A 23,555-nucleotide genomic window follows, 5' to 3' on the forward strand; every position below is an offset into this window, starting at 1 on the left:
ACCCGGCTACGGATTCGAACTGAACGCTGCCGTACCGAGTCGATCGCCCGCTCGACGACGGTTCGCGTTTCCGTCGACAGAATCCTTTTACTCGTTCGTCGAGACCCAGAGGTATGGGTTCGTCTGCGCCATCACCTGCGACAGTTCTCGAGGCGGTCGACGATCTCGCCCCGCCCGGCACACCGTTGACGACGCCGGAGGTTGCCGACGAGTTCGACTGTACGGCCCGAACGATCTACAACAAGCTGGATTCGCTCGTCGACGACGGCGTCCTCGAGACGAAGAAAGTCGGCTCTCGCGGGCGCGTCTGGTGGCGCCCGCCTCGAGCACGCGATTCCGCCGCCTCCGAACCGATAGCCAGACACGCTAGTCTCGCATGGAGCGAAGACGCGGACGAGAACCGTGATGCGCTCGAACACCAGGCGCATTTTCTCGAGGCGATTCTCTCTAACGTCGACGATCACGTGCACGTCTGGAACCGCGAGAAGGAGTACGTCTACGGGAACGAGCGCCTGGAAGAGCTCTACGAGATGAGCCGCGACGAGTACCTCGGGAAAACCAACCGAGAACTGGGGCTTCCACCCGAACTGTGCGATCGATTCGAACGAGAGATCGAGCGAGTTTTCGAGAGCGGAGCGTCCACGTCCGGCGAGATTTCTTGCACTGACTCGTCCGGTGTGAACGCCTACTACGATTACATCTTCAGCCCGATCCGCGGCCAGGACGGCAGCGTCGAGTTCGTCGCCGGCATCTCCCGCGACACCACCGAGCGACGGCGGGCGGAAGCGGAAGCCACCGAATCGACCTTCCGCCAGCTGTTCGAAAAGGCGCCCGGTCTCTACCTCGTCGTGGCGCCGGAAGACTACGAGATCGTGGCGGTGAGCGACGCGTACCTGGAGGCGACGATGACGGAACGCGAGGACATTATGGGAAAGACGCTGTTCGAGGTCTTCCCGCCCGATCCCGACGATCCGGACTCCGAGGGCGTCTCCAGATTGCGGGAGTCACTCGCCAGGGTCGAAGCCGAGCGACAGGCCGACATGATGCCCGTAACGTACTATCCGATTCCGCGGCCCGAATCCGAAGGCGGCGGGTTCGAGGATCGATGGTGGAGTCCGGTCAACTCGCCCGTGTTCAGCGCCACGAACGAGATCGACTACATTATTCACCGCGTCGAGGACGTCACGTCGGTCGTTCAGCGGTTCAAAGAAGACGGCAGGGACGACGTCCTCCGAAATCTCGACGCCGGCGACTCCCATCTCACGACGGACGTCATCCTGCGCGGACAGGAGTTACACCGGATGAAAGAACGGGCGTACGAACGACTGCGCGAGAGCGAGGAGCGCTACCGCACGCTGTTCGAATCGATCGACGAGGGCTTTTGCGTCATCGAGCGGATCGACGCCGATTCGGGGAAGCCGACCGATTTCCGGTACGTGAAGGTGAACCCCGCGTTCGAAGAGCACTCCGGCGTCGCCGACGTCGTCGGGAAGACGCTCCAGGAGGTGTTTCCGAGAGAATCTGCAGAGTGGGTCGAGACGTACGAAACCGTCCTCCGAACCGGGGAGCCGATTCGACTCGAGCGCGAGCTTCCGACGCAGGGACGGATCCTGGAGCTGTACGCGTTTCAGGTCGGAGACGGGTCGAGAGAGCAAGTCGGAGTAATCTTCCAGGATATCACCGAGCGCAAACGGACCCAGAACGCCATCGAGCGACTCAACGACGTGAGTCAGGAGTTGATGGAAGCCGACACCCAGGAGATCCACGACCGGACCGCCGACATCGCCCAGGACGTACTCGGCGTCGAGTACGCCGCACTGTGGCAGTACGACGAGACGACCGGGGAACTCGAGCAGGGCACCACTCGGATCGATCCGGACGCAGACCGTGAGTCGATTCGGCTCCCCGACCGACTCACGGACCAGATCTGGCAGACGTTCATCAGCCACGAGATCGCCGTCGAGAACGATCTCCCGACGTCCGAGAGCACGCCGTCGGAGTCACAGCTCCGGAGTAGCGTGCTCGTTCCGCTCGGCAGGCACGGTGTCATCTGTCTGGCATCCACTCACAGCGCGGTGTTCGACGAGACGAGAGTCGATATCGCGGGGACCATGGTCGCAACCATCGAAACGGCGCTGGATCGTGCCGAGGGCGAACGACGGCTGGAACGGCAAAACGAGGAACTGACGCGCCTCGACCGACTCAACAGCCTCATTCGGGATATCGACCAGGCGCTGGTGCAGGCCGACACGCTCGAGGCGATCGATCTGGCCGTCTGCGAGCGACTGGCCGATTCCGACCAGTTCGAGTTCGCCTGGATCGGCGAGTACGACGCGGTCACTGATACGATCGAACCGCGGGAGTGGGCCGGTATCGACGGCAGCTACGTGGATGGGCTCTCGGTCACGACAAGCGGGAGTTCGAACAGTGAGGATCCCGTCGTCGCCGCGTTTCGGACACAAGAAACGCACGTCGTCGCGGACATCGCCACAGATCTACGAGCCGGCTCGTGGCGGGAGGCGACCCTCGAACGGGGTGCCCGCTCGTGCATCAGCATTCCGCTGGTTTACGAGCAATCACTGCACGGCGTCGTGACGGTCTACGGCAGGACTCCACAACCCGACGAACGCGATCACGACGTGTTGGCGGAACTCGGCAGCACGATCGCCCACGCGATCAACGCCGTCGAAACCAGAGAGACGCTCCAGGCGGACAGCGTCGTCGAACTCACGGTCCGGTTCCAGCAGGTGGACACGCCGCTGTGTCGGTTCGCACGGCAGGCGGGATGTACGATCGAGTTCGAGGGATTCGTTCCCCAGTCGGAGGGTGACGTCGCAGCCATTTTCTTCACCGCCACGGGCGTCTCGCCGGACGAACTCTCGACCGCCGGCGAGCAGTCCATCGCTATCGAGGAGTTGACCTTTCTCTCCGAACACCAGGAGGGAACGCTGGTCAAGGCACGGCTGTCCGACCCGACGCTCGCATCGCAGTTTCTGGAGCAGGATGCAGTGGTTCGCTCGCTCACCATCGAGGAGGACGTCGCGACTGCAGTCGTCGAACTCCACCAGACTGCAGAGGTCCGGGAGTTCATCGAGCGTCTTCGAGAGACCGTCGCCGATCTGGATCTGCTCGCACGCCACACCCGTAGCCGCCCGCTCGAGACCCAGCACACGTTCCGGATGGCCTACGAGGACCGTCTCACTCCCCGGCAGAAGGAAGTCCTCCACACGGCCTATCAGAGCGGATTTTTCGAGTCACCCCGCGTCCGAACGGGCAGCGAACTCTCCGACGCGCTCGGCATCTCTCAATCGACGTTTACTCATCACCTCCGCGAAGCCGAACGCAAACTCTGTGAGCTAACGTTCGAGCACCCCTGACTGCGAGTCAACTGTCGGGTAATTTCTCTCAGCTAACTATTTCGATCGAACACTGTCGCGGCTGCTCGTCCGACAACTCGCTTCCGTACCGAAATAGACGGGTCACACACTGATGTTGGGCAGAGAGACAGAGATCTCTCGAGCGCCACCGACGCGAGTGTACCACTCTGTACTCTAGATAGTTCGTAGGAGTTCTCGCGTACCTCGGAGATATTCGTAATCATTCTTTCCCTGGCTGGCACTGAAGCTGTGGGTATGATTTCGAAGTTCGCAAAGCGGTGGTCCGAACGGAACGTCGACGGTGAGCACTCGTGAGTCAGAAACAGTCCTCGAGATCGTCGCTGGATGCGGTTCTCGACGTCCTGACGGACAGACACCGACGAAGACTGCTCGTCGCACTACTGGAGCACGACTCTCAAACTCGTTCGAACGTCCAAATCCCGGACGACATCATCGTCGGGGACGAAGAGCTTGAACGCCTCCACGTGCAGATGTACCACGTGCACCTCCCGAAACTCGAAGCGGCGGGGCTCGTCGAGTGGGATCGGACGACGAACGAGGTACAACGAGGTCCGCAGTTCGAGACGGTTCGTCCGTTGCTGGACCCGATACGAGATCAGGTCGACGACGTTCTCGAGGAGTGAATCCGAACCGCGGTCGCTACTCCCGTCGTCCCGCTCGCGTTTCTGTGCCCGACGAGAGCTGATACTGTTGGGCAGAACGATTCGAAGATCGGTCGCTCGAACCCGGTCGTCACCGCTGGTGACGGCCGGAATTTCGCGAGCGCCTTCTCACTGACTGCTGTCCGACAGTCTGAGAGACGAGTTCTTCGAACATAGCCCGCGGCCTGCGCAACGAGCCGAACATCGCCGGCGGTTGTGACACTCGCGTCTCGAAAGACAGACGGTCCGCTACCGGTTTCGACGACAAAAAACGGGAAACTCGATGCGTCGCGTCTCGATCAGTCGTCGGCCGTCGCGGCGCCGCTGTCCTCGGCCTGGTCTTTCGTCCAGGAGAGCTTGCCACCGGCCGCGAGGATTGCGCGCTCGCGTTCGGAGGCGTCGAGCGTCGCCGTGTACTCGTCGCCGTTGACGCGGACGGTGAACTCCTCCTGTCCGCTGGTGACGGCGTCGTAGACGTTGTCGACGATCTCGATCTCGTCGCCCTGATCGATGTCCTCGTAGGTGTCCTCGTCGATCGTCAGCGGGACGATCCCGAAGTTGAAGAGGTTCGCACGGTGGATGCGTGCGAAGCTCTGTGCGAGGACGCCCTCGATACCGAGGTACATCGGACAGAGGGCCGCGTGTTCACGCGAGGAGCCCTGACCGTAGTTCTCGCCGGCGACGAGGAAGCCGCCGTCGGCCTCGAGCGCGCGCTCGGCGAAGGTGTCGTCGACACGCGAGAGGGTAAACTCGGAGAGCTTGGGGACGTTCGACCGGTACATCAGGATGTCCTGCGTCGCAGGGATGATGTGGTCGGTCGTGATGTTGTCCTCCATCTTGAGCAGTGCCTCACCGGAGATATCCGAACCCAGCTGGTCCTTCAGCGGGACGTCGCCGATGTTCGGGCCCTTGATGAGTTCGTCGTCGACGGCCTCGTCGGGTGCGATGAGGTCCGTCTTGGAGCCGTCGTACTCGTCGGGGAGCTCGACGCCGGGAGCCTCGAGGTCTTCTTCTTCCTCCTCGAGGTCCCGTGGGTCGATGATCTCGCCCTTGAGCGCCGCGGCGGCGGCGACCTCCGGCGAACAGAGGTAGACGTTGTCGTCTTCGATACCCGAGCGACCCTCGAAGTTGCGGTTGAACGTCCGCAGCGAGACGGAGTCCGAAGACGGAACGTGGCCGATGCCGATACAGGCACCACACGTCGCCTCGGAGAAGTTGACGCCAGCGGCCATCATCTCCGCGACCCATCCCTCACGGGCGAGCATCTCGGAGGCCTGCTTGGAGCCGGGTGCGACGATCGTCTCCGTCTCCATCGAGGTCTCGCGACCTTCGAGCATCTTGGCGACGGGGAGGATGTCCTCGTAGCCACCGTTCGTACAGGAGCCGACGATGACCTGCTCGACGGACTCGCCAGCGACCTCGCTGACGGGAACGACGTTGTCCGGCATCGAGGGCGTGGCGATCAGCGGCTCGAGGTCGGAGAGGTCGACGACGATTTCGTCGTCGTACTCGGCGTCGTCGTCGGGCTGGAGTTCGACGTATTCGTCGCCACGGCCGACGCGCTCGAGGTAGTCCTCGGTCTGGTGGTCGGTCGGGAAGATCGACGTGGTCGCGCCGAGTTCCGTCCCCATGTTGGTGATCGTCATCCGCTCGGGAGCGGTGAGCGTCTCGACACCGGGGCCGGTGTACTCGAGGATCTTGCCGACGCCGCCTTTGACGGACAGACGACGGAGCATCTCGAGGATGACGTCTTTCGCCGTGGCCCACTCGGGGAGTTCGCCCTCGAGTCGTACGCTGACGATCTCGGGCATCTCGATGTAGTACGGCGCGCCACCCATGGCGACGGTGACGTCGATCCCGCCGGCACCGATAGCGAGCTCGCCGAGCCCGCCGGGGGTCGGCGTGTGGCTGTCGGAGCCGAGAAGCGTCTTGCCGGGTGCTGCGAAGTTCTCGCGGTGTACGTTGTGACAGATACCGTTGCCGGGGCGAGAGAAATGAGCGCCGTATGTACCGGCTGCAGAGCGGAGGAAACGGTGATCGTCGGTGTTCTTAAAGTCAAACTGGTAGGTCTGGTGGTCGCAGTACTGGGCTGCAATCTCGGTCTGAACTTCGTCCAGTCCCATCGCTTCGAACTGGAGCCAGACCATCGTTCCGGTCGTGTCCTGGGTGAGCACCTGGTCGATCTCGATCCCGATTTCCTCGCCGGTTTCGAGTTCGCCTTCGACGAGGTGGTCGTCGAGAATTTTTTCGGTGAGAGTCTGTCCCATAGCGTACGAATCTCGGCCGTCCGTCCTGATAAATCCAGCGTGTTTCTATCGGGATCGACCGTGTTATTTCCGCACACTCGGTGACGTTTCGCGTAAGTATTGCCGTTCGAGTGGACGTTCGTCAGTTCGCGCGTCGATTCGACTCGCTGAGTCGGTACGGCAGCCCCAGGGTGTATCGAGACAGCCTCTCACGACCGATGCGAACGAACACGTTTTTCTCGGTGCCACGACGTATCGCGTTTATGTTCCGTTCCGGCGCGTTCGTCGCCGACCACATCTCCCCGACGACCGACGACCAGGTCCAGCCCAACGGCGTCGACCTCACCCTCGACGTCGTCTTCGAACAACTGGAACCGGGTCGTATCGGTCGGGACGGGAAACAGATCGGCGACCGCGTTGCCCGTCCGCTCGAGGAACTCGAGCAGAAGGCTCCCGACACGTACTACCTGCCCCAGGGCGCTTACGTCGCCCGGTACAGCGAACGAATCGAGATTCCCGACGGCCACATCGGCTTCGTCTACCCGCGCTCGTCACTGATGCGCAACTCGTGTATGCTCAACACGGCGGTCTGGGATGCGGGCTACGAGGGTCGCGGCGAAGGGCTGTTGCAGGTCCACCACGACGTCGAAATCGCCCGCGGTGCCCGCATCGCCCAGATAGTGTTCGCGGAGGCCGACCACGAGGACGTCTACGACGGCAGCTACCAGGGCGAGAATCTCGACTGATCGGCGATCGACCGCCGCCTGCCCCCGCCTCTCGACGCGACTCGACTGCTCCCCCGTCGGATGCTCTCCTTCGACACGCTCCGGAACAAATAATTTTTACGATAGGTATTCGAACTGAACTGATATGGACCGCTCGGCGTCCTCCTCCAGACGACGATTTCTCTCGGGTGCCGCCGTCGGCGCCACGGCTGCTTTCGCCGGCTGTACCTCCGTTTACGGGGCGCTTCCGAACCGCGTCACCTACGCCAGAACCAGATTTCGGGACGTCCCGTCGGTTCCTGCGGCCGTCGAGACGACCGACGACCACCTCCACGACCTGGCGACCGAAATCGACGCCTACGCCGACGGCCTCGAGGTCTGGGATCGGATCGACGGTCCGGAGCGACGCGTCGTCTACAGCAGTCGACGGCTCGAGAACGCCCTCGAGTTCGCCGACTCGCTTCCGTCCGAACCGCCGACCATCGACACGGTCGAGACCGCGGGCTATCACCTCTCGCAGGCGGCGGGCAGCGACGCCTACGCTCGCGTGCGGGCCGACGAGTTCGACCGCGACCCGACCGCCGGAGCGGAGCGCTGGCTCGACGAACGGGCGTCCGTTCAGGCGGAGTTCGACTACGAAACCGAAGCTCCGTCGACGTTTCTCGCGTACGGTCGCGCTGTCGAGTACAGCCTTCGACAGGCGGAACTCGGCCTATCGCGGCTGACGGACGCCGAGATCGACGACGGGAGTCGACACGCGAGTCGCGCTGAACGGATCGCGGACCTCTACGGCAACACTCAGCGCCATCGGCTGCGCGTCCGCGACGCGAGGGGGTACCGCAAGGCGCTTCGCGAGCGCGATTCCGGCGGCGAACCGTTCGGCGAGACGATGGCCGCGAGTCGGGACGTGCTCGCCGGCCGCGTCTCGGACCTGCTGGCCGACCGCGACATCTGGATGGATCGCACCGCCGATTTCGGGGACGAGCGCCGGGACGTCCACAGCGCGCTCTACTCGCGGTCCCTGGGCGAGCGCGTCGAGACCATCGACCGCATCGTCGACGGCGGATACGAGGTCTACGGGACCGTCGAACTCGCGACGCTGTGGCTCCGATTCGCCGCCGCCCGCGCCGAGCGCGACCGTCTCGAGGCGGCGGACGAGGATCGACTCGACAGCGGGCTCGTCGACGCCGCAAAGCGCGACGCGGTCGACCGTCTCGAGGACGTCCTCGAGTCGGATCCGGATCCGCTCGCGCTGTTTTTCGCCGACCGTGCACGGTCGCGCCTCGACTCCGGCGACCGGAGTCTGGAGCGAACCTCGTTCGACGACGACGAAGACTGGCGCTGGATGCAGGCCAACGGCTACGCGCACTACCTGCTCGCCCGCGGAATCCTCGAGCGAATCGACGAGGCCGTCGACGTGCTCGCTACCGGCGGCTGAACGAGTGGACGGTACAGCCCGTCCGTTGTTCGAGCCGGCAGTCGCCTCCGTCCCCCCTTCACGGCGCTCGGCGCCGATCGAACACGTCCGTCCGAGACGGACTACTCCTCGCGATCTCGCCCCCGTTCGCCCTCTAACTCGCTCACGCGCTGCTCGAGTTCGGCGACTTCTCGAGACGTTCCCGCAACGTTTTTCCAGAACAATCCGCCGAGAGCCGTCCCGAAGATCGCGCCGATAAACGCCCCCACCGGCCCGACCAGCGGACTGAACAGGCCAGTGAGTAGACCAGCATACGCGAAATTAAAGTTACTCATTCGGATAACTGTATCCGAACGATCTGTATATTCTTTGTGTGAATCGGATTGCGCGCTGCCGGCCGAGCATTGACGGCGTCCAGCGGTGACGTACCGTACGCATGACCGAGACGCCACCCGAACGTCCGACGCTGGTCGGGATCAACCACGTCGCCCTCGAGGTCGGGGATATCGACGACGCGCTCGAGTTCTACGGCGATCTGTTCGAGTTCGACCTCCGGAGCCGGTCGGAGTCGAAGGCGTTCGTCGATATGGGAGACCAGTTCATCGCGCTCGCGGAAGCCGACGACACCCGCCGGGACGAACAGCGCCACTTCGGGCTCGTCGTCGACGACAGCGACGCCGCTGCGCGACGACTGGACGAGGTCGGCGTCGACCGGCTCGAGGTGCCGGGGCTCGAGTTTCGCGATCCCTGGGGAAACCGCGTCCAGCTCGTCGACTACGAGGAGATCCAGTTCACGAAAACCGATAGCGTACTCGAGGGGATGGGACTCGACGGGCTCGAGAAGACCGACGCGGCGCTCGAAGAACTCGCCGAGAAGGGACTCGCGCCGGATCGCCCAGAGAACACTGGCGGGGACTGATACTGTCGGGCGGCTGTCAGTGAGACGTCGATCGTGAAATTCCGGCCGTCGCCGCTGGTGGCGGCCGAGTTCGGCGCCCGATCTTCAAATAGTTCTATCCGATAGTACGAGGAGTCGGCTACTCGTCGACCTCGATATCGCCTTCCATCGAGTCGGGGTGGACCTCACAGCGGTACGACGTCAGGTCGTCGCTCGCCTCGACGGTGAGCCACTGCTCCTCGTCTTCCTCCTCGTTGACGTCCGTCGCGTCGCGCTCCTCGTCGTCCGCCCAGAGCGCGAGGTTGTGACTGTCGCCGTCGCGGTTCACGTAGCCGATCTCGTACTCCCATCCTGCGACTAGCTCGAGGGTAGGATTCTCCTCACCCTCGATCTCCGACGGTTCCTGTCCGATCCAGACCTCGTCCTCGTCGGTCGCGAGCAGAATTTGCTCGACGTCTTCGTCGGGTTCGTCGTCCTCATCCTCCTCGTCGTCCTCTTCGTCCTCACCGAGGTCGCCGTCGTCGTCGTGGGCGACGTCATCGTCGTCCTCGTCGTCTTCCGCTTCGTCCGGCTCTTCGCCGTCCTGCTCCTGTCCGTTCCCGGTTCCTTCCTCGGCCTCCGTTTCCTCCTCGTCGTCCTCTTGATCGGCACAGCCTGCGATCGCGGCCGTCGACCCCGCCATCGTCACGGCTGCGGCCTGAAGGATGCGCCGTCGCGGTCGAGCGTCGTCCAGATCCATGTTCACCGTTGGATATCGACGCCGATAAGCCGCCAGCCGGCACTCGCGCAGTCACTCGCACGACCGCCTCACGATTGCCGGATGGAAGGCTGCCCGTCGTGCCGATTTGCCTACCGTTTTCTCACTCGCCCATCTACGGTGGGCCATGATGGCGACGACTCACGTGTTCGCTGGCCTCGCAGTCGTCGCTCCCGTCGCCGCCGTCGCCCCAGAGTTCGCCGCCCCGCTCGCCGTCGGCGCGATTGTCGGCGGTCTTGCACCGGATTTCGACCTCGTCCTCGAGCACCGGCGGAGCTTCCACTTTCCGGTCGTCGGTCTCCCGGTGGCTGCCCTCGCGGTCGGACTCGCCGTCCTCGCGACCTCGAGCGCGACCGCCACGCTCGCCGCCGTTGCCGTCGTCGCGTGGCTTCACGCCGCGAGCGACGCGCTCGGTGACGGGCCGGAGATGGATCCCTGGACCGACCCCGGCGATCGTGCGGTCTACGACCACGTCCGCGGCCGGTGGATTCGTCCCCGTCGGTGGATCCGCTACGACGGTGCACCCGAGGACGGCATCGCTGCGGTCGTGCTCGCAGTACCGCCACTCCTGGTTTTCGAGGGGTGGATCACCGCGCTGGTCGTCGGAGGCGTCGCCGTCTCGATCGTCTACGTCCTCCTTCGTCGTCGGCTGGTCGTGTGGCTGCCGGAGTGGCTCGAGTGAGCGGGCGGCGGGGCCGAGCGGCCCCGGCGAGTTTGCAACGGCCGGCGAGTCCGCGACCGAACGAGTAAGGTGAGACGAGAGGTCGGCCTCGGCGGAAAGTCGGAACGCTGATACCATCCCTCGCAAAGCCCTTCGGTATGGTTGATACGTTTCTCGCTCAGACGGCCCATCTCGTCTTCGCCGCGCTCTGGGCTGGTAGCGTCTTCTACGTCGCGTTCGTCGTCCTGCCGCTCGCCCGAGACGGCGCGTTCAACACGACGAAACCGCTCGAGGTGATCTCTAGCCGACTCACGACGATATCGCGCGTGAGCGCGCTCGTCTTGCTGCTCAGCGGCGGTCACCTCGCGGGGACGGGATACACCGCTGAGAGTCTCGTCGGGACGATCAACGGCCAACTCGTCCTGGTGATGGTCGCCCTCTGGCTCGTGCTGGCCGGCCTCGTCGAGATCGGTGCGAAGCGCTTCGAAACCGGGCTCAACGGCAAGAAGCTCCGGGAACCCGCGGCCAACGCGTTGCCGCTGTACCAGGCCGGAGCGGTCGTCGCCGTTCTGTTGCTCGTCGTCGGCGGTGCGGTCACGACCAACGTGACCGCGCTCATCTAGCTTTCCGTGAATTTATTTCATTATTATAATTATTAGAAAACAACATTGTTACGAAAGATACTTAGTCAGTTACTGTAAGGTACTCTCATGATGTTCAGGGGCAAGGGCATGGCCCTACCACTACTCGCGGTGGGGACGGCTGCGGCCGCCGGCTACATCCTCCGGTCTGAACGCTCGCGGAACTGCACGGCACGCTCGAAGGCGAACCTCGGCGCCAGAATCGTCGCGGAGGTTCCCGAGGGTGCGACCGTCATCGACGCCTCGACCCGCCGACTCGCCGAGATTCCTGGCGCGCGAACGGCACTGGAACGTGCGATCCACAGCAACGCACGCGACGAGTGGGAACACGTGACGCTCGAACGCGACGGTGCGTGGTCGATCGTCGACGCGATTCGCGACTCCCTGCCGTACTACAACGCCGATCAAGGCGAGTACAACGGCGTCTACGTCCAGTACGACGACCGCGTCATCGTCCTCGATGCGATCGGCTGGGCGCGACTCGAAGAGCCGATCCAGTAGTTTCGGCGGCGAACGTCGTCTGTCCTCGTTTCTGTCTCGGCGTCGCAGGCAGCCGCGTTCTTGATTTCCCGTTTCGGCGACCGGCGGACTCCACGACGAATCACAACCACTACCTCACAGCCCTGCTCATCCACGGTCATGCAACTGGGCGTAATCGGACTCGGACGTATGGGACAGATCGTCGTCGACCGGGTTCTCGAGGCGGGCCACGACGTCATCGCCTTCGACCTCGATCCGGAAGCGGTCGCGACCGCCGCCGACGCGGGGGCCGAACCCGCGGAATCGGTCTCCGACCTCGCAGACCGACTCGGCGAGGAGAAACGTATCTGGCTGATGGTCCCTGCGGGTGACGCGGTCGACGCGACGCTCGAGGACCTCGATCCACACCTCGATAGCGAGGACGTCGTCGTCGACGGCGGCAACTCCTACTTCGAAGATTCCGTCCGCCGAGCGGAAGTCTGCTCCGCAGCGTATCTCGACTGCGGGACCTCGGGCGGCCCGGCAGGTGCGGAACTCGGCTTCTCGCTCATGGTCGGCGGTCCCGAGTGGGCCTACGAGGAACTGACACCCGTCTTCGACGCCGTCGCGACCGGCCCCGACGGACACGAACACATGGGCGAGGCGGGCTCGGGCCACTACGTCAAGATGGTCCACAACGGCGTCGAGTACGCGCTCATGCAGACCTACGGCGAGGGGTTCGAGTTGCTCCACGAAGGGCGGTACGATCTCGACCTCGAGAACGTGGCGTCGGTCTGGAACAACGGCGCGGTGATCCGCTCGTGGCTGCTCGAACTCTGCGAGGAGGCGTTCCGCGAGGAGGGGACGGATCTCGGCACCGTCGCAGACCGCATCGAGGGCGGTTCGACGGGCACCTGGACCGTCCAGGAGGGGCTCGAGCAGGAAGTGCCGCTGCCGTTGATCTACACCGCACTCGTCGAACGGTTCGGCTCGAGGGCCGACGATGGGCGCTTCTCGCGGCGACTGGCGAACCGTCTTCGATACGGTTTCGGCCGCCACGAGGTGCCGCGTCGAGAGGACTGAAACGCTGCTCACGCGCTGGCGTACAGCGGTCCGTCTCCACTGCGAGAACCCTGACACCGGCCGATTCCCGTGGGTTACGCTCGCTCGAGATCCGGTACGTGACACTCATTTCCTCCGTCGGTTCTCGGCCGAAATCTTGGGTCATTTTCTTTACTCCTGCCCTGCTCACCACTAGTAGTGAACTCGCAATCACCGACGACGAGGGTAACCGAAGCGGAGGATCGGCAACCGAGTACGGCGATTATCGACCTGGTTGCTCGCGTCGACGGCGTCGACCCGGTCACACTCGACCCGCTATACAACGCGATCGATCCGGACAAACTCGATTCGATCTGTAACTCGAGTTCCGGGTTCCAGCAGCTGTCGTTCTCCTACGAAGGCCGGACGGTCACCGTCGAGGCAGTCGACGAGGGCATCGATATTTCGCTTGCAGAGGCGGAGTATCTGGGCACCGACGCATCGAGCACCGCCGATGCCGAGTCGTCGCTGTAACTCGTGTAGTATCTGGTGGTATTGAACGGTGGTCGGTGTGCGTCGATGAAAGAGAACCGTTATACGATCGGTCAGACTAGGTTCGTTCTCGAGGGCGCGTAGCTCAGTGGACAGAGTTCTTGGTTCCGGACCAAGATGTCGCGGGTTCAAATCCCGTCGCGCCCGCTATTCTGTGCGAACGACAGTGAGCACGAATAGCGAACCGCGCGGGATTTGAACTAGATCGAGGTTCTGCGCGAAGCGCAGGTTCTCGAGCGTAGTTCACAATCCCGTCGCGCCTGTTCGCTCGCTCCGCTCGCCTCACGCCCGCTCGGTTCGTTTCGCTCGTCTCACAAACGCGCCGCGTTCGCTCACCCCCGTCACGCCTCCGTTCCCGAGTCTTCTCGAGCCTCCCGTTCCCTCGAGCCGTCGAACCAACGGTCGTCGAGTGACGGGTAAAGCTTCAATCCGCTCGAGGGTGTGTTTCTGGTGCCATGAGCGAAATCACTCGACGCGGCGACGCAGGAACTTCGCTGTCGAACGCGAGGAACGCTCGAACGGAGGGGCCAGTATGACCGAAGACGAGGAGGAGAAGAACGAGACCATCCCTGAAGACGAAGAGCGCCAGGACGAAACCGACGCGGAGCCGTCGGACGACGAGCGCGACGACGACAGCGGCCCTTCGGGCTAGGCGGGGGTCGGCGTAGGACAGCGCGACGGAACTGCCGACCACTTTCTCCCGGCTCGAGACGCCTGTCGAGAGGTATCGAATCAACGCTTCAATCGCCGCTCGACGGAGCGGGATCGAGGGATACTATACGCCTCCCTGGTGATTCGCCTGCATGACCGACCGCGAGTGGTGGAAAGAGGCAGTCGTCTATCAGATCTACCCGCGAAGTTTCAACGACTCGACCGGCGACGGGATCGGAGACATCCCCGGCATCGTCGAGAAGGTCGACTACCTCGAGGCCCTCGGGGTCGACGTCGTCTGGCTGAACCCGGTCTACGAGTCGCCGATGGAAGACAACGGGTACGACATCGCCGACTACCGCGCCATCCACCCGCAGTTCGGGACGATGGACGACTGGGAACGCCTGCTCGAGGAGCTCCACGACCGCGACATGCGCCTGATCATGGACCTGGTCGTCAACCACACCTCCGATCGCCACGAGTGGTTCGTCCGCTCGCGCGAGGGCGACGAGGAGTACGCGGACCACTACGTCTGGCGCCCTGGAGACGGGGGCACGGGCGGAGAGGGGACCTCGAGTTCGGAATCGACCTCGAGCGCCCAGTCGAACCCGCCGAACAACTGGGAGTCGTTCTTCGGCGGGTCCGCCTGGCGGTACGACCACGAGCGCGAGGCGTACTTCCTCCACCTCTACGACGAGAGCCAGCCCGATCTCAACTGGGACGAGCCGGCGGTTCGCGAAGATGTCTACGAGATGATGAGCTGGTGGCTCGAGAAGGGGATCGACGGCTTCCGGATGGACGTCATCAACCTGATCTCCAAACCCGAGGGGCTTCCGGACGGCGACCCCGACGCGAGTGGGCTCCCGGTCGGCGCGGAGCAGTACGTCAACGGACCCGACCTCGAGGCGTACCTGTCGGAGATGTACGAGAACGCGCTCGCCGACTACGACGCGATGACCGTTGGGGAGACGGTCGGAATGGAAGCCGAGGAGGCGCCGCGGTATATCGGCGACGAGCGGGCGCTCAACATGGCGATCCACTTCGAGCACGTGAACGTCGACCGGGGCGAGGGCGGCAAGTACGATCCGGTCGACCTGGACCTGGTCGAACTCAAGCAGATCTTCACGCGCTGGCAGAACGCACTCGCCGAGGAGGGCTGGAACTGTCTCTACTTCAGCAACCACGACCAGCCCCGCACCGTCTCCCGGTTCGGCGACGACGGCGAGTACCGCGAGGAGTCCGCCACGATGCTCGCGACGGTGCTCTGTACGCTCCAGGGAACCCCGTTCGTCTACCAGGGCCAGGAGATCGGGATGACGAACACGACCTTCGAGGACCGATCGGACGTCGAGGACGTCTGGGCGCAGAACTTCGTGGACGAAGCCCTCGCTTCCGGGGAGTACGACTCCTTCGAGGAGGTTCGACCGCTGCTCGAGGAGTGTTCCCGGGACAACGCTCGAACCCCAATGCAGTGGTCGGACGGGCCCAACGCCGGCTTCACCGAGGGCGAGCCCTGGATCGACGTCGCGGACGACGCCGACGAGATCACCGTCGAGGCGGCCCGCGCCGACCCGGACTCGATCTGGCACTACTACCGCGACCTGTTCGCGCTCCGCGACGACCACGAGACGCTCGTCTACGGCGAGTACGAACTCCTCCTGCCCGACCATCCCGAGGTGTTCGCCTACGAGCGCACGCTCGAGGACGAGCGACTGCTCGTCGTCTGTAACTTCTTCGACGGCGAACCCGGAGTCGACCTTCCGCTCGAGGCGACGGCTGCGGACCGCCTGATCGGCAACTACGAGACGGAGCCCACGCTCGGCGAGACGGTCGAACTCCGGCCGTACGAGGCGTGCGTCTACCGACTCTCGTAAGCGTTCGCTACCGGTTCGCCGCCCTCCGATACGCCCGGATCTGGTTCTTCCTCTCGAATCGCGCTGACGACTCGCTCGCCGACGTGTTTCGCGTCTTCGGGCGACATGTCCCTGTGGATCGGGAGACAGATGTGCCGGCTCATCGCCGCCTCCGCGTTGGGGGCGACGCCGTCGGTGTCGCACCGCTCGGTCACGAACGGCTGGCGGTGCAGCGGCGGATCGTACGCGAAGTCGACCGTGATCCCCTCCTCCTCGAGGCGGTCCCGGATCCGGGTTCGGTCCAGGCCGTCCTCGAGTGCGACGGGGTACCGCCAGTAACTCGAGCGGACGTTCGACGGCGGCGAGACCGGCCGGGCGACCCCCTCCGCGGCGAGTTCGGCGAGGACGTCGTCGTAGACCAGGGCAATCTCGTTGCGGTGGTCGACGAACTCGTCGACGTGCTCGAGTTGACTGCGGCCGAGCACGGCCGCGAGTTCGGACAGCCGGTAGTTGCTCCCCAGGAACTCGAAGCGCGAGTACTCCGTTTCCGGATCGAGTCCTCGATTCCGGATCGCTGCCGCCTCCCTGGCGAACTCGTCGTCGTCCGTCAGGATCATTCCGCCCTCGCCGGTCGTCATCACCTTGGTCGCGTAAAAGGAGAAACACGCCACGTGGCCCATGCTTCCGGCCGGTCTGTCGTCGAGTTCGGCGCCGTGTGCGTGCGAGCAGTCCTCGATCAGGACGGCGTCGTGTTCCTCGCAGAGCGCCCGCAGTTCCGGCGTTCGCTCGCAGACGTTACCGGCGAAGTGAACGACGACGACCGCGGCGGTGTCGTCGCCGATCCGCTCTTCGACCGACTCGAGCGAGATGTTGTGGTCGGAGGGGTCGATGTCCGCGAACCGAAGTTCGCCGCCGGTCGACAGCACCGACGAGCCGTTCGCGGCGAACGTCTGGGGCGGGACGATCACCTCCTCGCCGCGGACGTCGAGCGTCCGGAACACCGTCTCCAGGGCGGACGTACACGAGTTCGTCACGATCCCGTGGTCGCGGCCGACGTAGTCGGCGAACTCGCGTTCGAACGCCGAGCAGTGGTCACCCATCGTCAGCCGCGCCTCGCCGTCGAGCATCTGCTCGATCTCCGTCAGCACCCACTCTTTGTCCGGGAACGTGCCGCCCGTCGCGATCGTGTACTCGTCCGTCATGGTCGTTCGGGCATCCGGTCGCTCGCTCGAGGGCCCGATCCGCCGGCTGTCGCAGTAGCGTACGGCGCGGGACCGACCGCGCGCGCTCTCCGTCGGCGTCTCCCGCCGTTGTACCTGGCTGTTCGCATGGCTCGTCGTGACACTCACGGTCTCATAAGTAGCCGCCGTGAAACGTTCGATAGCGTACTGTTTCTCGAGTGAACTTCCCCGGTAGCGACCGGTTGAGAGAGGACCGTTCGCCTCGAAACGGGTGCCTACCGCTGTTACTGATGCTGGACGTCGTACTGTTGTTGGTGCTGGATGCCGTAGCGCTGCTGGTAGACTCTCGCCGGCGTAGCGGTTCCCGTTCCCGAAACCGGACGCGACGAACTGCGGAGACGAGTTCGAGATCCGACAGGGACTCGCCGAGCGATCGCTACGGAGCGTCTACCGAGAGTCCGGCGCGGCCGCCGTCCCGTTCACCGTCAGACTACCTCTCGAAGCGCCCAGACGTCGGCGGTCGGCTCGAGTCGGTGTGGCTCACAGCCGCGCTCGGTGAGAATTCCCGCGTGGTACAGCATCGCCTTCAGCTGAAAGACGGTCGGCGAGTGGTAGACGGTGCCATCCTCGAGCGCTGCCCGTCGAAGCTCGCCGTCCGCGGTCAGAACGCGTCGCCGGACGGCCTCGTCGCCGCGGACGAACAGTTCCACGGTGAACGAGGGGTGGAGCTCGTGGAGGTACCTGACGAACTCGACGAGCGACGGTTCCCGGCTGCCGTCCTCGTGGAGCCGCTGGAGCTGGGTCACGAGCAGCTCCGTCGCCGGGTAGGCGAACACGACCCGGCGAGCGAGCTGTCCCCACGCCGGCGCCAGGTCGACGAACCGTTTCCGCGATCGGTACCACTCCTCGAACTCCTCGAGGGCAGCCTCGACGGTGCCACAGCGGGCCAGCGCGAACCGGACCACTTCCGTCCCGAGCGACGTCAGTGCGGGGCCTCGCGGCCCGTCGTCGATCAGCCCCAGGAACGCGGCGCCGCGTCGCGCTTCCGTCGTCGCGCCGACGACCTTGTACTCCGAGAGCAGCGTCTCGGTGTCGCCGTCGGCGTACTGCGCCAGCGGATAGCCGAGGTAGTTCTTCGGGTGGTTCAGCCCGAACGACTTCTCGGCGACGCCCTGTGCGCTCGCCTGGAACCGAAGCGCCGTCGCCTCGGTCGTCGTCCGGTTCCCGACGATCCGCGGCACCTCGAGCGCCGTCACCGCTCCATCGGGTTCGACGCCGAGGACGCCGACGTTCAACTCCCGCGCGAGCGTTCGGTCGGTCTGGGAGATGACTTCCGCGGGCGCGGCGAAGTAGGCCGCGTTCGCCTCGTGGAGCCGATCGTACGCCTGGACGATCCCGAGCTGCGTATCGACGCCGCCGCTCGTCTGGCCCTTCGCCTCGACGGCGATCAGCGGCGGCTCCTCGCCGAAGCGCTCGACGGCCAGGAGCTCCGACTCGAGCGTCCGGACGCCCACGAGGTCCGGGTAGCCGCCGCCGATCCGGACGTGGTTGAACGGCGCCAGACACTCGCGGACGTCGGGGTCGACGGGGCGGCCGGGGAGCCACTCTTCCTGGGAGAACTGCGTGTCGGCAACGACGTAGGCGCGTTCGGGATCTCCGTCCGGGAAGAGCCGCCGTTTCGTATGGGCGAGGATCTGCGGTTCGGTGAACGACCGGGCCGTACTGCTCATGGGACCGCATTCGCCACCGCCATCACTAATGTTTCGACGATCCGACGGGTACCGCGACGCTTCTCGTCGGACGATCCAAGACGCTAAGGACCGCCAGTACGAGATGAGACGACATGGCAAACGAGCGATTGGATGCTGGTGGCGTCATCCAGCACTGGTACGACGCCGACGCCGAGCCGATCACGATCGTGGAGGGAAACGACGCGACGGTCTACGACGACGCGGGAACCGCGTACCTCGACTTCCTCTCGCAACTGTACTGCTGTAACGCCGGCCACAGCAACGAACAAATCGTCTCGGCCATCGCGGAGCAGGCCGAACGCATCCCGTACGTCTCCTCCGCGAAGCACAACGATACCCGTTCCCGACTCGCCACCGATCTCGCGGAGATCGCCCCGGGCTCACTCTCCGACGTGTTCTTCGCCATCTCCGGTAGCGAAGCCAACGAGACGGCGGTTCAGATCGCACGGACCGTCCAGGACGCCCCGACGATCCTCACCCGCTGGCAGTCGTACCACGGCGGGACGTACGGCTCGGGCGCGCTCACCGGCGATCCGGGGACGCGAAAGACGCTCGAGCGACGCGCGGCGACGACCGGCGTCGGGAAGTTTCTCCCGCCGCTTCCGGGCGCCTTCGACGCCGAGACGCCCGAGGAACTCGCGGCGCAGGCCGCGAACCACGTGGAGTTCGTCCTCCGGAACGAGGGTCCCGACTCCGTGGCCGCTATCGTGACCGAACCGATCGGCGGGACCAGCGGGGCGTACCCCGCCCCGCCGGGCTACTTCGAGCGCCTCCGCGAGATCTGCGACGAGTACGACGTGCTGTTGATCTCCGACGAGGTGATCACCGGCTTCGGTCGGTGCGGTGAGTGGTTCGGTATCGAGACCGAGGACGTCCGGCCCGACCTGCTGACGTTCGCCAAGGGCGTGACGAGCGCGTACGCCCCGCTCGCGGGGGTGATCGCCGACGAGTGGATCGGCGAGGAAATCCGCGGCGGCTCGTACGATCTCGGGCAGACGTTCGCCGGCCACCCGGTCGCGTGCGCCGCGGGCGAGGCCGCGATCGACGTCTACCGGAACGAACTCATCGACCAGGGGCGGCAGGTCGCCCCGCACCTGGAGTCGCGGCTGCACGGCCTCGAGGAGCGGTTCGACGTCGTCGACACCGTTCGCGGGCGCGGCCTCCTGTGGAGCGTCGTCTTCGCCGATCCGGAGACGGGCGAGCCGTTCGTCCACCCGTGGGTGGACGACGACGCGGACAACCCCGTCGCCGACGTTCGCTCCGAGGCACAGGACCGCGGCGCGCTCTTCGGCAGCGGCCGACCCGACGTCCAGATCATTGTCGCGCCGCCGCTGTGCGTCACCCGTGAGGAGATCGACGAGGCCATCGACGCGCTCGAGGCGTCGATCGAGGCCGTCTTCGGAGACCTGTAGCCTCGAGTCGATCGCGCTCGCCGCTCGGAAACTCAAAACTCGAGTTCGCGCACCGTGCCGGCGACGAGGCTCACCGTCCCGAGCAGTGCGAGCGCGATGCCGAGCGGCCAGGGCGTCGACGCCTAATCGAAGAGCGCGACGAGCCAGAGGCCGCCGACGAGGGCGACGCCGCCAACGACGAGCAACTGGACGAACCGCTCCATACCGATCGATTCCGCCAAGTATCTCGGGTCGAGTCGGCCGGGGGTGTGAGGCTGTCGAGAACCCGCCTCTCGGTGTTTCTGGACGTCCGTATCGCTTCCTGACTTCCGGCAGACAATATAAGTGCTCGCACGTCGTTTTCCTCTGACAAGCGATGTCCCAACCGACGCTCGTCTTCGACGACGACTGCGGCTTCTGCACGTGGTGGGCCGAGTTCTTCGACGACCGGACGGACGTCCGCATCGTCGGCTTCACCGACCTGACGGCGGAACTGCGCGAGCGGCTGCCCGAGCACTACGAGGAGTGTTCGCACCTGATCACCGAGGACGAGGTGTACTCCTGTGGCGCGTCGCTCGAGGAGGGTCTCGCCCGGATCGACGACGAGGACGGGGTGGCGCGGGAAGCGATCGGATTCCTCCGGAACTTCGAGGACTACGAGCGACTCCGCGAGCACGGCTACCGCTGGGTCGCGGACAACCGCGACTTCTGGGGGCAGTTCGTCTCGAAAACGCCGCCGGTTCGCCGGGGATTGGACCGCGAGTCTTGATCTCCGGCTCAGTTGCGGTTCGTCGTCAATAGCCCAGTTTTCCGTTACAGTAGTTGGTAGTACGGTTTTGTTATTCAGTCTGGGCCGTGTCTCTGAATTGGTCGATTCGTCACCGTCGACTGTGCGCCGTTCGAACGACGGTCGTTCCGGCGACTACGACGGCTCTGGCGGCAGGCTCGCGTGCTCGAACCAGAACTGTTCGATCGCGTGGACCATGGAGACGAGTTTGCTCGTCTCGATCGGTTTCGTCAGGTAGGCGTTCGCCTGCGCACGATAACACCGCCTGATGTCGTCGCTGGCCTTCGAACTCGTGAGGACGATGACCGGCAGCCGTCGGAGCATCGGGTCTTCCCTGATCGTCTCGAGCACGTCGTAGCCGTTCTTCCCGGGCAAGTTCAGATCCAGGAGGACGAGATCCGGCGGGGACCGGTCCGGATCCCGCGCTTGCTCGTTCAACAACTCCAGTGCGTCGTTGGCGGTCGTCGCGACGTGGAGCGTGTGATCGCCCGCAGACTCGTTAAATGCCTCCTGAACGAGGCGGACGTCGCCGGGGTTGTCCTCGACGAGCACCACGTCGCCCGAGGCCGTCATCGGGGGCACCGATCCGTTTCCGCTCCCTGTCCGATCGCTCCCTCGTTACGGATCGCCTCATCACCGACGCTGTATCGAACCAACTCTCGACAGCCCCCTCGAGTCGTTCCACCTGCGGCGCTCGAAAATACCGCGTCGAACGCCGCTCCACCGCTTACTATCCCGTCCAGTACACGCGACTGTCGCTCCTCGTCTGGCCGTCGGATCGCAGCAGCGGTTCCGGCGGTGGCATTCGCGAGTCCATCTCCCATCGCTGTCTAGTAGCTGTCTCAGACGGTTGGTCCTGGCCATTGCTTACGCAGGATACTTTTATAATAGAATATATCAGACGTCCTGACCGAGAGGCGCATTCGCGACACGTCGTCGAGTAGCGCGTCGTAACCGGCGGCCAACGATTATCAGTGGCACCGAGACCGTCGGTCACACCGAGTTCGTCTACGAGTGCCGTCCACGACGCCTTCTGTATGAGTCTGAATATTCGACGCCGACTAGAAACGACGCTCAACGCCGACTAACGGTCTCCGTCGTAGTCGTCGAACCACGAGTCTACCGCACTCTGTACCGCTCCGGTCGTCGTTCCGAGGTTCAGTATCCGGTAGCCCGCGTCGGCCTTCTCGTTGACGTCGTCCATCCCGAACCCCAGTCCGCCGAGGGGGACGTCGGCCTCGAGGGCTGCCTCCCGGATCGTCTCGATCTCCGCCTGGACGTCCTCGTGAGTCGGTTCGCCCGGATGGCCGAGCGCGACCGCGAGATCGAGCGGGCCTGCGAAGACGAACCCCAGTTCGGGCACTTCGAGGATTTCCTCGAGGGTGTCGACCGCCGTCTCGTTCTCGATCGTCACCCCGACGACGATCTCTTCGTCCTCCGTCTCGACGTACTCCTCGGCCGTTCCCCACCGACTCGCGCGCGCGTTGGCGAACCCGCGCGTTTCGGGTCCGCCGTCGTACCGGAACCGCGCCGCTTCGACCGCCCGCCGAACCTCCTCGGCCGTCTCGATCCGGGAGACGAACAGGTTCCTGACGCCCGCGTCGAGGGCCTTCCGAACCATGCCCGGATCGGGCTCCGGCAGTCGAACGAGCAGTTCCGTGTCGGTCACGTCCGCCGCGCGGAGGAGGTCCTCAATCCGGTCGCCGTCCCACGGACTCGGTCCGGCGTGCTCGAGGTCGATCCAGACGAAGTCCAGTCCGAGGTCGCCGTAGAGTTCGACGAGTGGGGGGCTGTAGGTGCTCTCGAGGACGCCCAGCGCGACGTCGTCGGTCTCGAGCATCCGTCGAAGCGCGTTCGTTCGTGGCTGCGAAGACATGGCCTTCTCCCACCAGCAGCGGCGGGATAAACCTTCGCGGGCCCGCTGCCGACCCCGGGGTCGAAGGGGGGACTTTTGGCCCGGAGACGCGAAGGCGATCGCATGGAACACGTCTCGATCGACGACCTCGAGCCCGACCCCGTCGAGGAGGCGTACCAGTCGGACCGGCGCGTGCTGTCGGACCCGCTGGACACGGACCACCTCGCAATCGCGTACTACGCCCTCGAGCCGGGCGAGCGCTTCAGCGGCTCCGTCCACGCTCACGCGGACCAGGAGGAGGTGTTCGTCGTCCTCGAGGGCGAGGCGACGTTCGAGACGAGAGACGGGGAGATCGTCGTCGGGCAAGACGAGGTGATCAGGTTCGCACCCGGCGAGTTCCAGTCCGGACGAAACGACGCCGACGAGGCGCTCGTCGCCCTGGCGCTAGGTGCACCTCGAGACGGCGAAGACGTCCGGATCGATCGGATCCCGGTGCTCGACGATCGGGACGTCTCGTGTCCCGACTGCGACCAGGACAGTATGCGAATCCCGACCGACGGACGATCCGGTCTCGTCTGTCCCGCCTGCGACGCCGAACTGGTAGTCGAGTGACCGCGGTTGAGCGACTTCGGCGTGCGGTTCCGAGTCCG

At 64.7% G+C, this 23,555-nt stretch carries 21 protein-coding genes and 1 tRNA gene; 15 read left to right on the forward strand and 7 right to left on the reverse strand.

Going from position 1 to position 23,555, the window contains the following annotated elements; all coding sequences use genetic code 11:
* Positions 1-113: 113 nt before the first annotated feature.
* Complete coding sequence (locus CV102_RS26365) at positions 114-3,377, forward strand: bacterio-opsin activator domain-containing protein (protein ID WP_222863692.1); 3,264 nt, start codon at positions 114-116, stop codon at positions 3,375-3,377.
* 311 nt (positions 3,378-3,688) lie between these two features.
* Complete coding sequence (locus tag CV102_RS11405; RefSeq protein WP_148858127.1) at positions 3,689-4,021, forward strand: DUF7344 domain-containing protein; 333 nt, start codon at positions 3,689-3,691, stop codon at positions 4,019-4,021.
* A gap of 317 nt (positions 4,022-4,338) precedes the next feature.
* On the opposite strand, the gene CV102_RS11410 is transcribed toward CV102_RS11405, so the two are convergent.
* Positions 4,339-6,306, reverse strand: coding sequence for an aconitate hydratase (locus CV102_RS11410; protein WP_148858128.1), 1,968 nt, complete (start codon positions 6,304-6,306; stop codon positions 4,339-4,341).
* Between the two features lie 242 nt (positions 6,307-6,548).
* On the opposite strand from CV102_RS11410, the gene CV102_RS11415 reads away from it, so the two are divergent.
* Positions 6,549-7,031 carry a deoxyuridine 5'-triphosphate nucleotidohydrolase gene (locus CV102_RS11415; protein WP_148858129.1) on the forward strand — a complete coding sequence of 161 codons (483 nt, stop codon included), beginning with the start codon at positions 6,549-6,551 and terminating at the stop codon, positions 7,029-7,031.
* Positions 7,032-7,155: 124 nt separating this feature from the next.
* On the forward strand, positions 7,156-8,448 hold the full coding sequence (locus tag CV102_RS11420) for a hypothetical protein (RefSeq protein WP_148858130.1): 1,293 nt from the start codon (positions 7,156-7,158) through the stop codon (positions 8,446-8,448).
* A gap of 101 nt (positions 8,449-8,549) precedes the next feature.
* On the opposite strand, the gene CV102_RS11425 is transcribed toward CV102_RS11420, so the two are convergent.
* A complete protein-coding gene (locus CV102_RS11425; RefSeq protein ID WP_148858131.1) occupies positions 8,550-8,762 on the reverse strand; it encodes a hypothetical protein in 213 nt (70 codons plus the stop codon).
* A gap of 101 nt (positions 8,763-8,863) precedes the next feature.
* On the opposite strand from CV102_RS11425, the gene CV102_RS11430 reads away from it, so the two are divergent.
* Positions 8,864-9,346, forward strand: a complete 483-nt coding sequence (locus CV102_RS11430; RefSeq protein WP_148858132.1) for a VOC family protein — start codon at positions 8,864-8,866, stop codon at positions 9,344-9,346.
* A gap of 118 nt (positions 9,347-9,464) precedes the next feature.
* On the opposite strand, the gene CV102_RS11435 is transcribed toward CV102_RS11430, so the two are convergent.
* Positions 9,465-10,064 (reverse strand): hypothetical protein, encoded by a 600-nt coding sequence (locus CV102_RS11435; RefSeq protein ID WP_148858133.1) that lies wholly within the window; start codon positions 10,062-10,064, stop codon positions 9,465-9,467.
* Between the two features lie 145 nt (positions 10,065-10,209).
* Between CV102_RS11435 and CV102_RS11440 the strand changes: the two genes are divergently transcribed.
* The 7 genes from CV102_RS11440 (at position 10,210) to CV102_RS11470 (ending at position 15,961) form a co-directional block, all read left to right on the forward strand.
* Positions 10,210-10,764 carry a metal-dependent hydrolase gene (locus CV102_RS11440; RefSeq protein WP_148858134.1) on the forward strand — a complete coding sequence of 185 codons (555 nt, stop codon included), beginning with the start codon at positions 10,210-10,212 and terminating at the stop codon, positions 10,762-10,764.
* A gap of 137 nt (positions 10,765-10,901) precedes the next feature.
* Positions 10,902-11,366 (forward strand): copper resistance protein CopD, encoded by a 465-nt coding sequence (locus tag CV102_RS11445; RefSeq protein ID WP_148858135.1) that lies wholly within the window; start codon positions 10,902-10,904, stop codon positions 11,364-11,366.
* 87 nt (positions 11,367-11,453) lie between these two features.
* Positions 11,454-11,885, forward strand: a complete 432-nt coding sequence (locus tag CV102_RS11450) for a hypothetical protein (RefSeq protein WP_233710672.1) — start codon at positions 11,454-11,456, stop codon at positions 11,883-11,885.
* Between the two features lie 138 nt (positions 11,886-12,023).
* Positions 12,024-12,926 (forward strand): phosphogluconate dehydrogenase (NAD(+)-dependent, decarboxylating), encoded by a 903-nt coding sequence (gnd, locus tag CV102_RS11455; protein ID WP_148858136.1) that lies wholly within the window; start codon positions 12,024-12,026, stop codon positions 12,924-12,926.
* Positions 12,927-13,103: 177 nt separating this feature from the next.
* A complete protein-coding gene (locus tag CV102_RS11460) occupies positions 13,104-13,418 on the forward strand; it encodes a HalOD1 output domain-containing protein (RefSeq protein ID WP_148858137.1) in 315 nt (104 codons plus the stop codon).
* Positions 13,419-13,510: 92 nt separating this feature from the next.
* Positions 13,511-13,583: transfer RNA gene (locus CV102_RS11465), tRNA-Arg, on the forward strand.
* A gap of 656 nt (positions 13,584-14,239) precedes the next feature.
* Positions 14,240-15,961 (forward strand): glycoside hydrolase family 13 protein, encoded by a 1,722-nt coding sequence (locus CV102_RS11470; RefSeq protein WP_148858138.1) that lies wholly within the window; start codon positions 14,240-14,242, stop codon positions 15,959-15,961.
* Here CV102_RS11470 and CV102_RS11475 read toward each other — a convergent pair.
* Positions 15,946-17,142: a DegT/DnrJ/EryC1/StrS family aminotransferase gene (locus CV102_RS11475; protein WP_148858139.1), complete on the reverse strand. Its 1,197-nt coding sequence runs from the start codon at positions 17,140-17,142 to the stop codon at positions 15,946-15,948. The genes CV102_RS11470 and CV102_RS11475 overlap by 16 nt on opposite strands.
* 464 nt (positions 17,143-17,606) lie before the next feature.
* Positions 17,607-18,851, reverse strand: coding sequence for a hypothetical protein (locus CV102_RS11480; protein WP_148858140.1), 1,245 nt, complete (start codon positions 18,849-18,851; stop codon positions 17,607-17,609).
* 113 nt (positions 18,852-18,964) lie between these two features.
* Between CV102_RS11480 and CV102_RS11485 the strand changes: the two genes are divergently transcribed.
* Both CV102_RS11485 and CV102_RS11490 read left to right on the forward strand, forming a co-directional pair.
* Positions 18,965-20,284: an aminotransferase family protein gene (locus CV102_RS11485; RefSeq protein WP_148858141.1), complete on the forward strand. Its 1,320-nt coding sequence runs from the start codon at positions 18,965-18,967 to the stop codon at positions 20,282-20,284.
* Between the two features lie 355 nt (positions 20,285-20,639).
* On the forward strand, positions 20,640-21,032 hold the full coding sequence (locus CV102_RS11490; protein ID WP_148858142.1) for a DCC1-like thiol-disulfide oxidoreductase family protein: 393 nt from the start codon (positions 20,640-20,642) through the stop codon (positions 21,030-21,032).
* Positions 21,033-21,185: 153 nt separating this feature from the next.
* Here CV102_RS11490 and CV102_RS11495 read toward each other — a convergent pair whose 3' ends face one another.
* Both CV102_RS11495 and CV102_RS11500 read right to left on the reverse strand, forming a co-directional pair.
* Entirely contained in the window at positions 21,186-21,623 is a 438-nt protein-coding gene (locus tag CV102_RS11495; RefSeq protein WP_148858143.1) for a response regulator, read from the reverse strand.
* A gap of 511 nt (positions 21,624-22,134) precedes the next feature.
* Complete coding sequence (locus CV102_RS11500; RefSeq protein WP_148858144.1) at positions 22,135-22,926, reverse strand: HpcH/HpaI aldolase family protein; 792 nt, start codon at positions 22,924-22,926, stop codon at positions 22,135-22,137.
* 102 nt (positions 22,927-23,028) lie between these two features.
* Here CV102_RS11500 and CV102_RS11505 point away from each other — a divergent pair, with 102 nt between their 5' ends.
* A complete protein-coding gene (locus CV102_RS11505; protein ID WP_148858145.1) occupies positions 23,029-23,517 on the forward strand; it encodes a cupin domain-containing protein in 489 nt (162 codons plus the stop codon).
* Positions 23,518-23,555 lie beyond the last annotated feature (38 nt).

The organism is Natronococcus pandeyae, from assembly GCF_008122205.1.
Taxonomy (GTDB): domain Archaea; phylum Halobacteriota; class Halobacteria; order Halobacteriales; family Natrialbaceae; genus Natronococcus; species Natronococcus pandeyae.

What these genes read in the sequence shown, in the direction of transcription:
- CV102_RS26365 (WP_222863692.1), top strand. Translation starts at nt 114, where the DNA reads ATGGGTTCGTCTGCGCCATCACCTGCGACAGTTCTCGAGGCGGTCGAC.
- CV102_RS11410 (WP_148858128.1), bottom strand. Translation starts at nt 6,306, where the DNA reads ATGGGACAGACTCTCACCGAAAAAATTCTCGACGACCACCTCGTCGAA.
- CV102_RS11415 (WP_148858129.1), top strand. Translation starts at nt 6,549, where the DNA reads ATGTTCCGTTCCGGCGCGTTCGTCGCCGACCACATCTCCCCGACGACC.
- CV102_RS11420 (WP_148858130.1), top strand. Translation starts at nt 7,156, where the DNA reads ATGGACCGCTCGGCGTCCTCCTCCAGACGACGATTTCTCTCGGGTGCC.
- CV102_RS11425 (WP_148858131.1), bottom strand. Translation starts at nt 8,762, where the DNA reads ATGAGTAACTTTAATTTCGCGTATGCTGGTCTACTCACTGGCCTGTTC.
- CV102_RS11430 (WP_148858132.1), top strand. Translation starts at nt 8,864, where the DNA reads ATGACCGAGACGCCACCCGAACGTCCGACGCTGGTCGGGATCAACCAC.
- CV102_RS11435 (WP_148858133.1), bottom strand. Translation starts at nt 10,064, where the DNA reads ATGGATCTGGACGACGCTCGACCGCGACGGCGCATCCTTCAGGCCGCA.
- CV102_RS11440 (WP_148858134.1), top strand. Translation starts at nt 10,210, where the DNA reads ATGATGGCGACGACTCACGTGTTCGCTGGCCTCGCAGTCGTCGCTCCC.
- CV102_RS11445 (WP_148858135.1), top strand. Translation starts at nt 10,902, where the DNA reads ATGGTTGATACGTTTCTCGCTCAGACGGCCCATCTCGTCTTCGCCGCG.
- CV102_RS11450 (WP_233710672.1), top strand. Translation starts at nt 11,454, where the DNA reads ATGATGTTCAGGGGCAAGGGCATGGCCCTACCACTACTCGCGGTGGGG.
- gnd (WP_148858136.1), top strand. Translation starts at nt 12,024, where the DNA reads ATGCAACTGGGCGTAATCGGACTCGGACGTATGGGACAGATCGTCGTC.
- CV102_RS11470 (WP_148858138.1), top strand. Translation starts at nt 14,240, where the DNA reads ATGACCGACCGCGAGTGGTGGAAAGAGGCAGTCGTCTATCAGATCTAC.
- CV102_RS11475 (WP_148858139.1), bottom strand. Translation starts at nt 17,142, where the DNA reads ATGACGGACGAGTACACGATCGCGACGGGCGGCACGTTCCCGGACAAA.
- CV102_RS11480 (WP_148858140.1), bottom strand. Translation starts at nt 18,851, where the DNA reads ATGAGCAGTACGGCCCGGTCGTTCACCGAACCGCAGATCCTCGCCCAT.
- CV102_RS11485 (WP_148858141.1), top strand. Translation starts at nt 18,965, where the DNA reads ATGGCAAACGAGCGATTGGATGCTGGTGGCGTCATCCAGCACTGGTAC.
- CV102_RS11490 (WP_148858142.1), top strand. Translation starts at nt 20,640, where the DNA reads ATGTCCCAACCGACGCTCGTCTTCGACGACGACTGCGGCTTCTGCACG.
- CV102_RS11495 (WP_148858143.1), bottom strand. Translation starts at nt 21,623, where the DNA reads ATGACGGCCTCGGGCGACGTGGTGCTCGTCGAGGACAACCCCGGCGAC.
- CV102_RS11500 (WP_148858144.1), bottom strand. Translation starts at nt 22,926, where the DNA reads ATGTCTTCGCAGCCACGAACGAACGCGCTTCGACGGATGCTCGAGACC.
- CV102_RS11505 (WP_148858145.1), top strand. Translation starts at nt 23,029, where the DNA reads ATGGAACACGTCTCGATCGACGACCTCGAGCCCGACCCCGTCGAGGAG.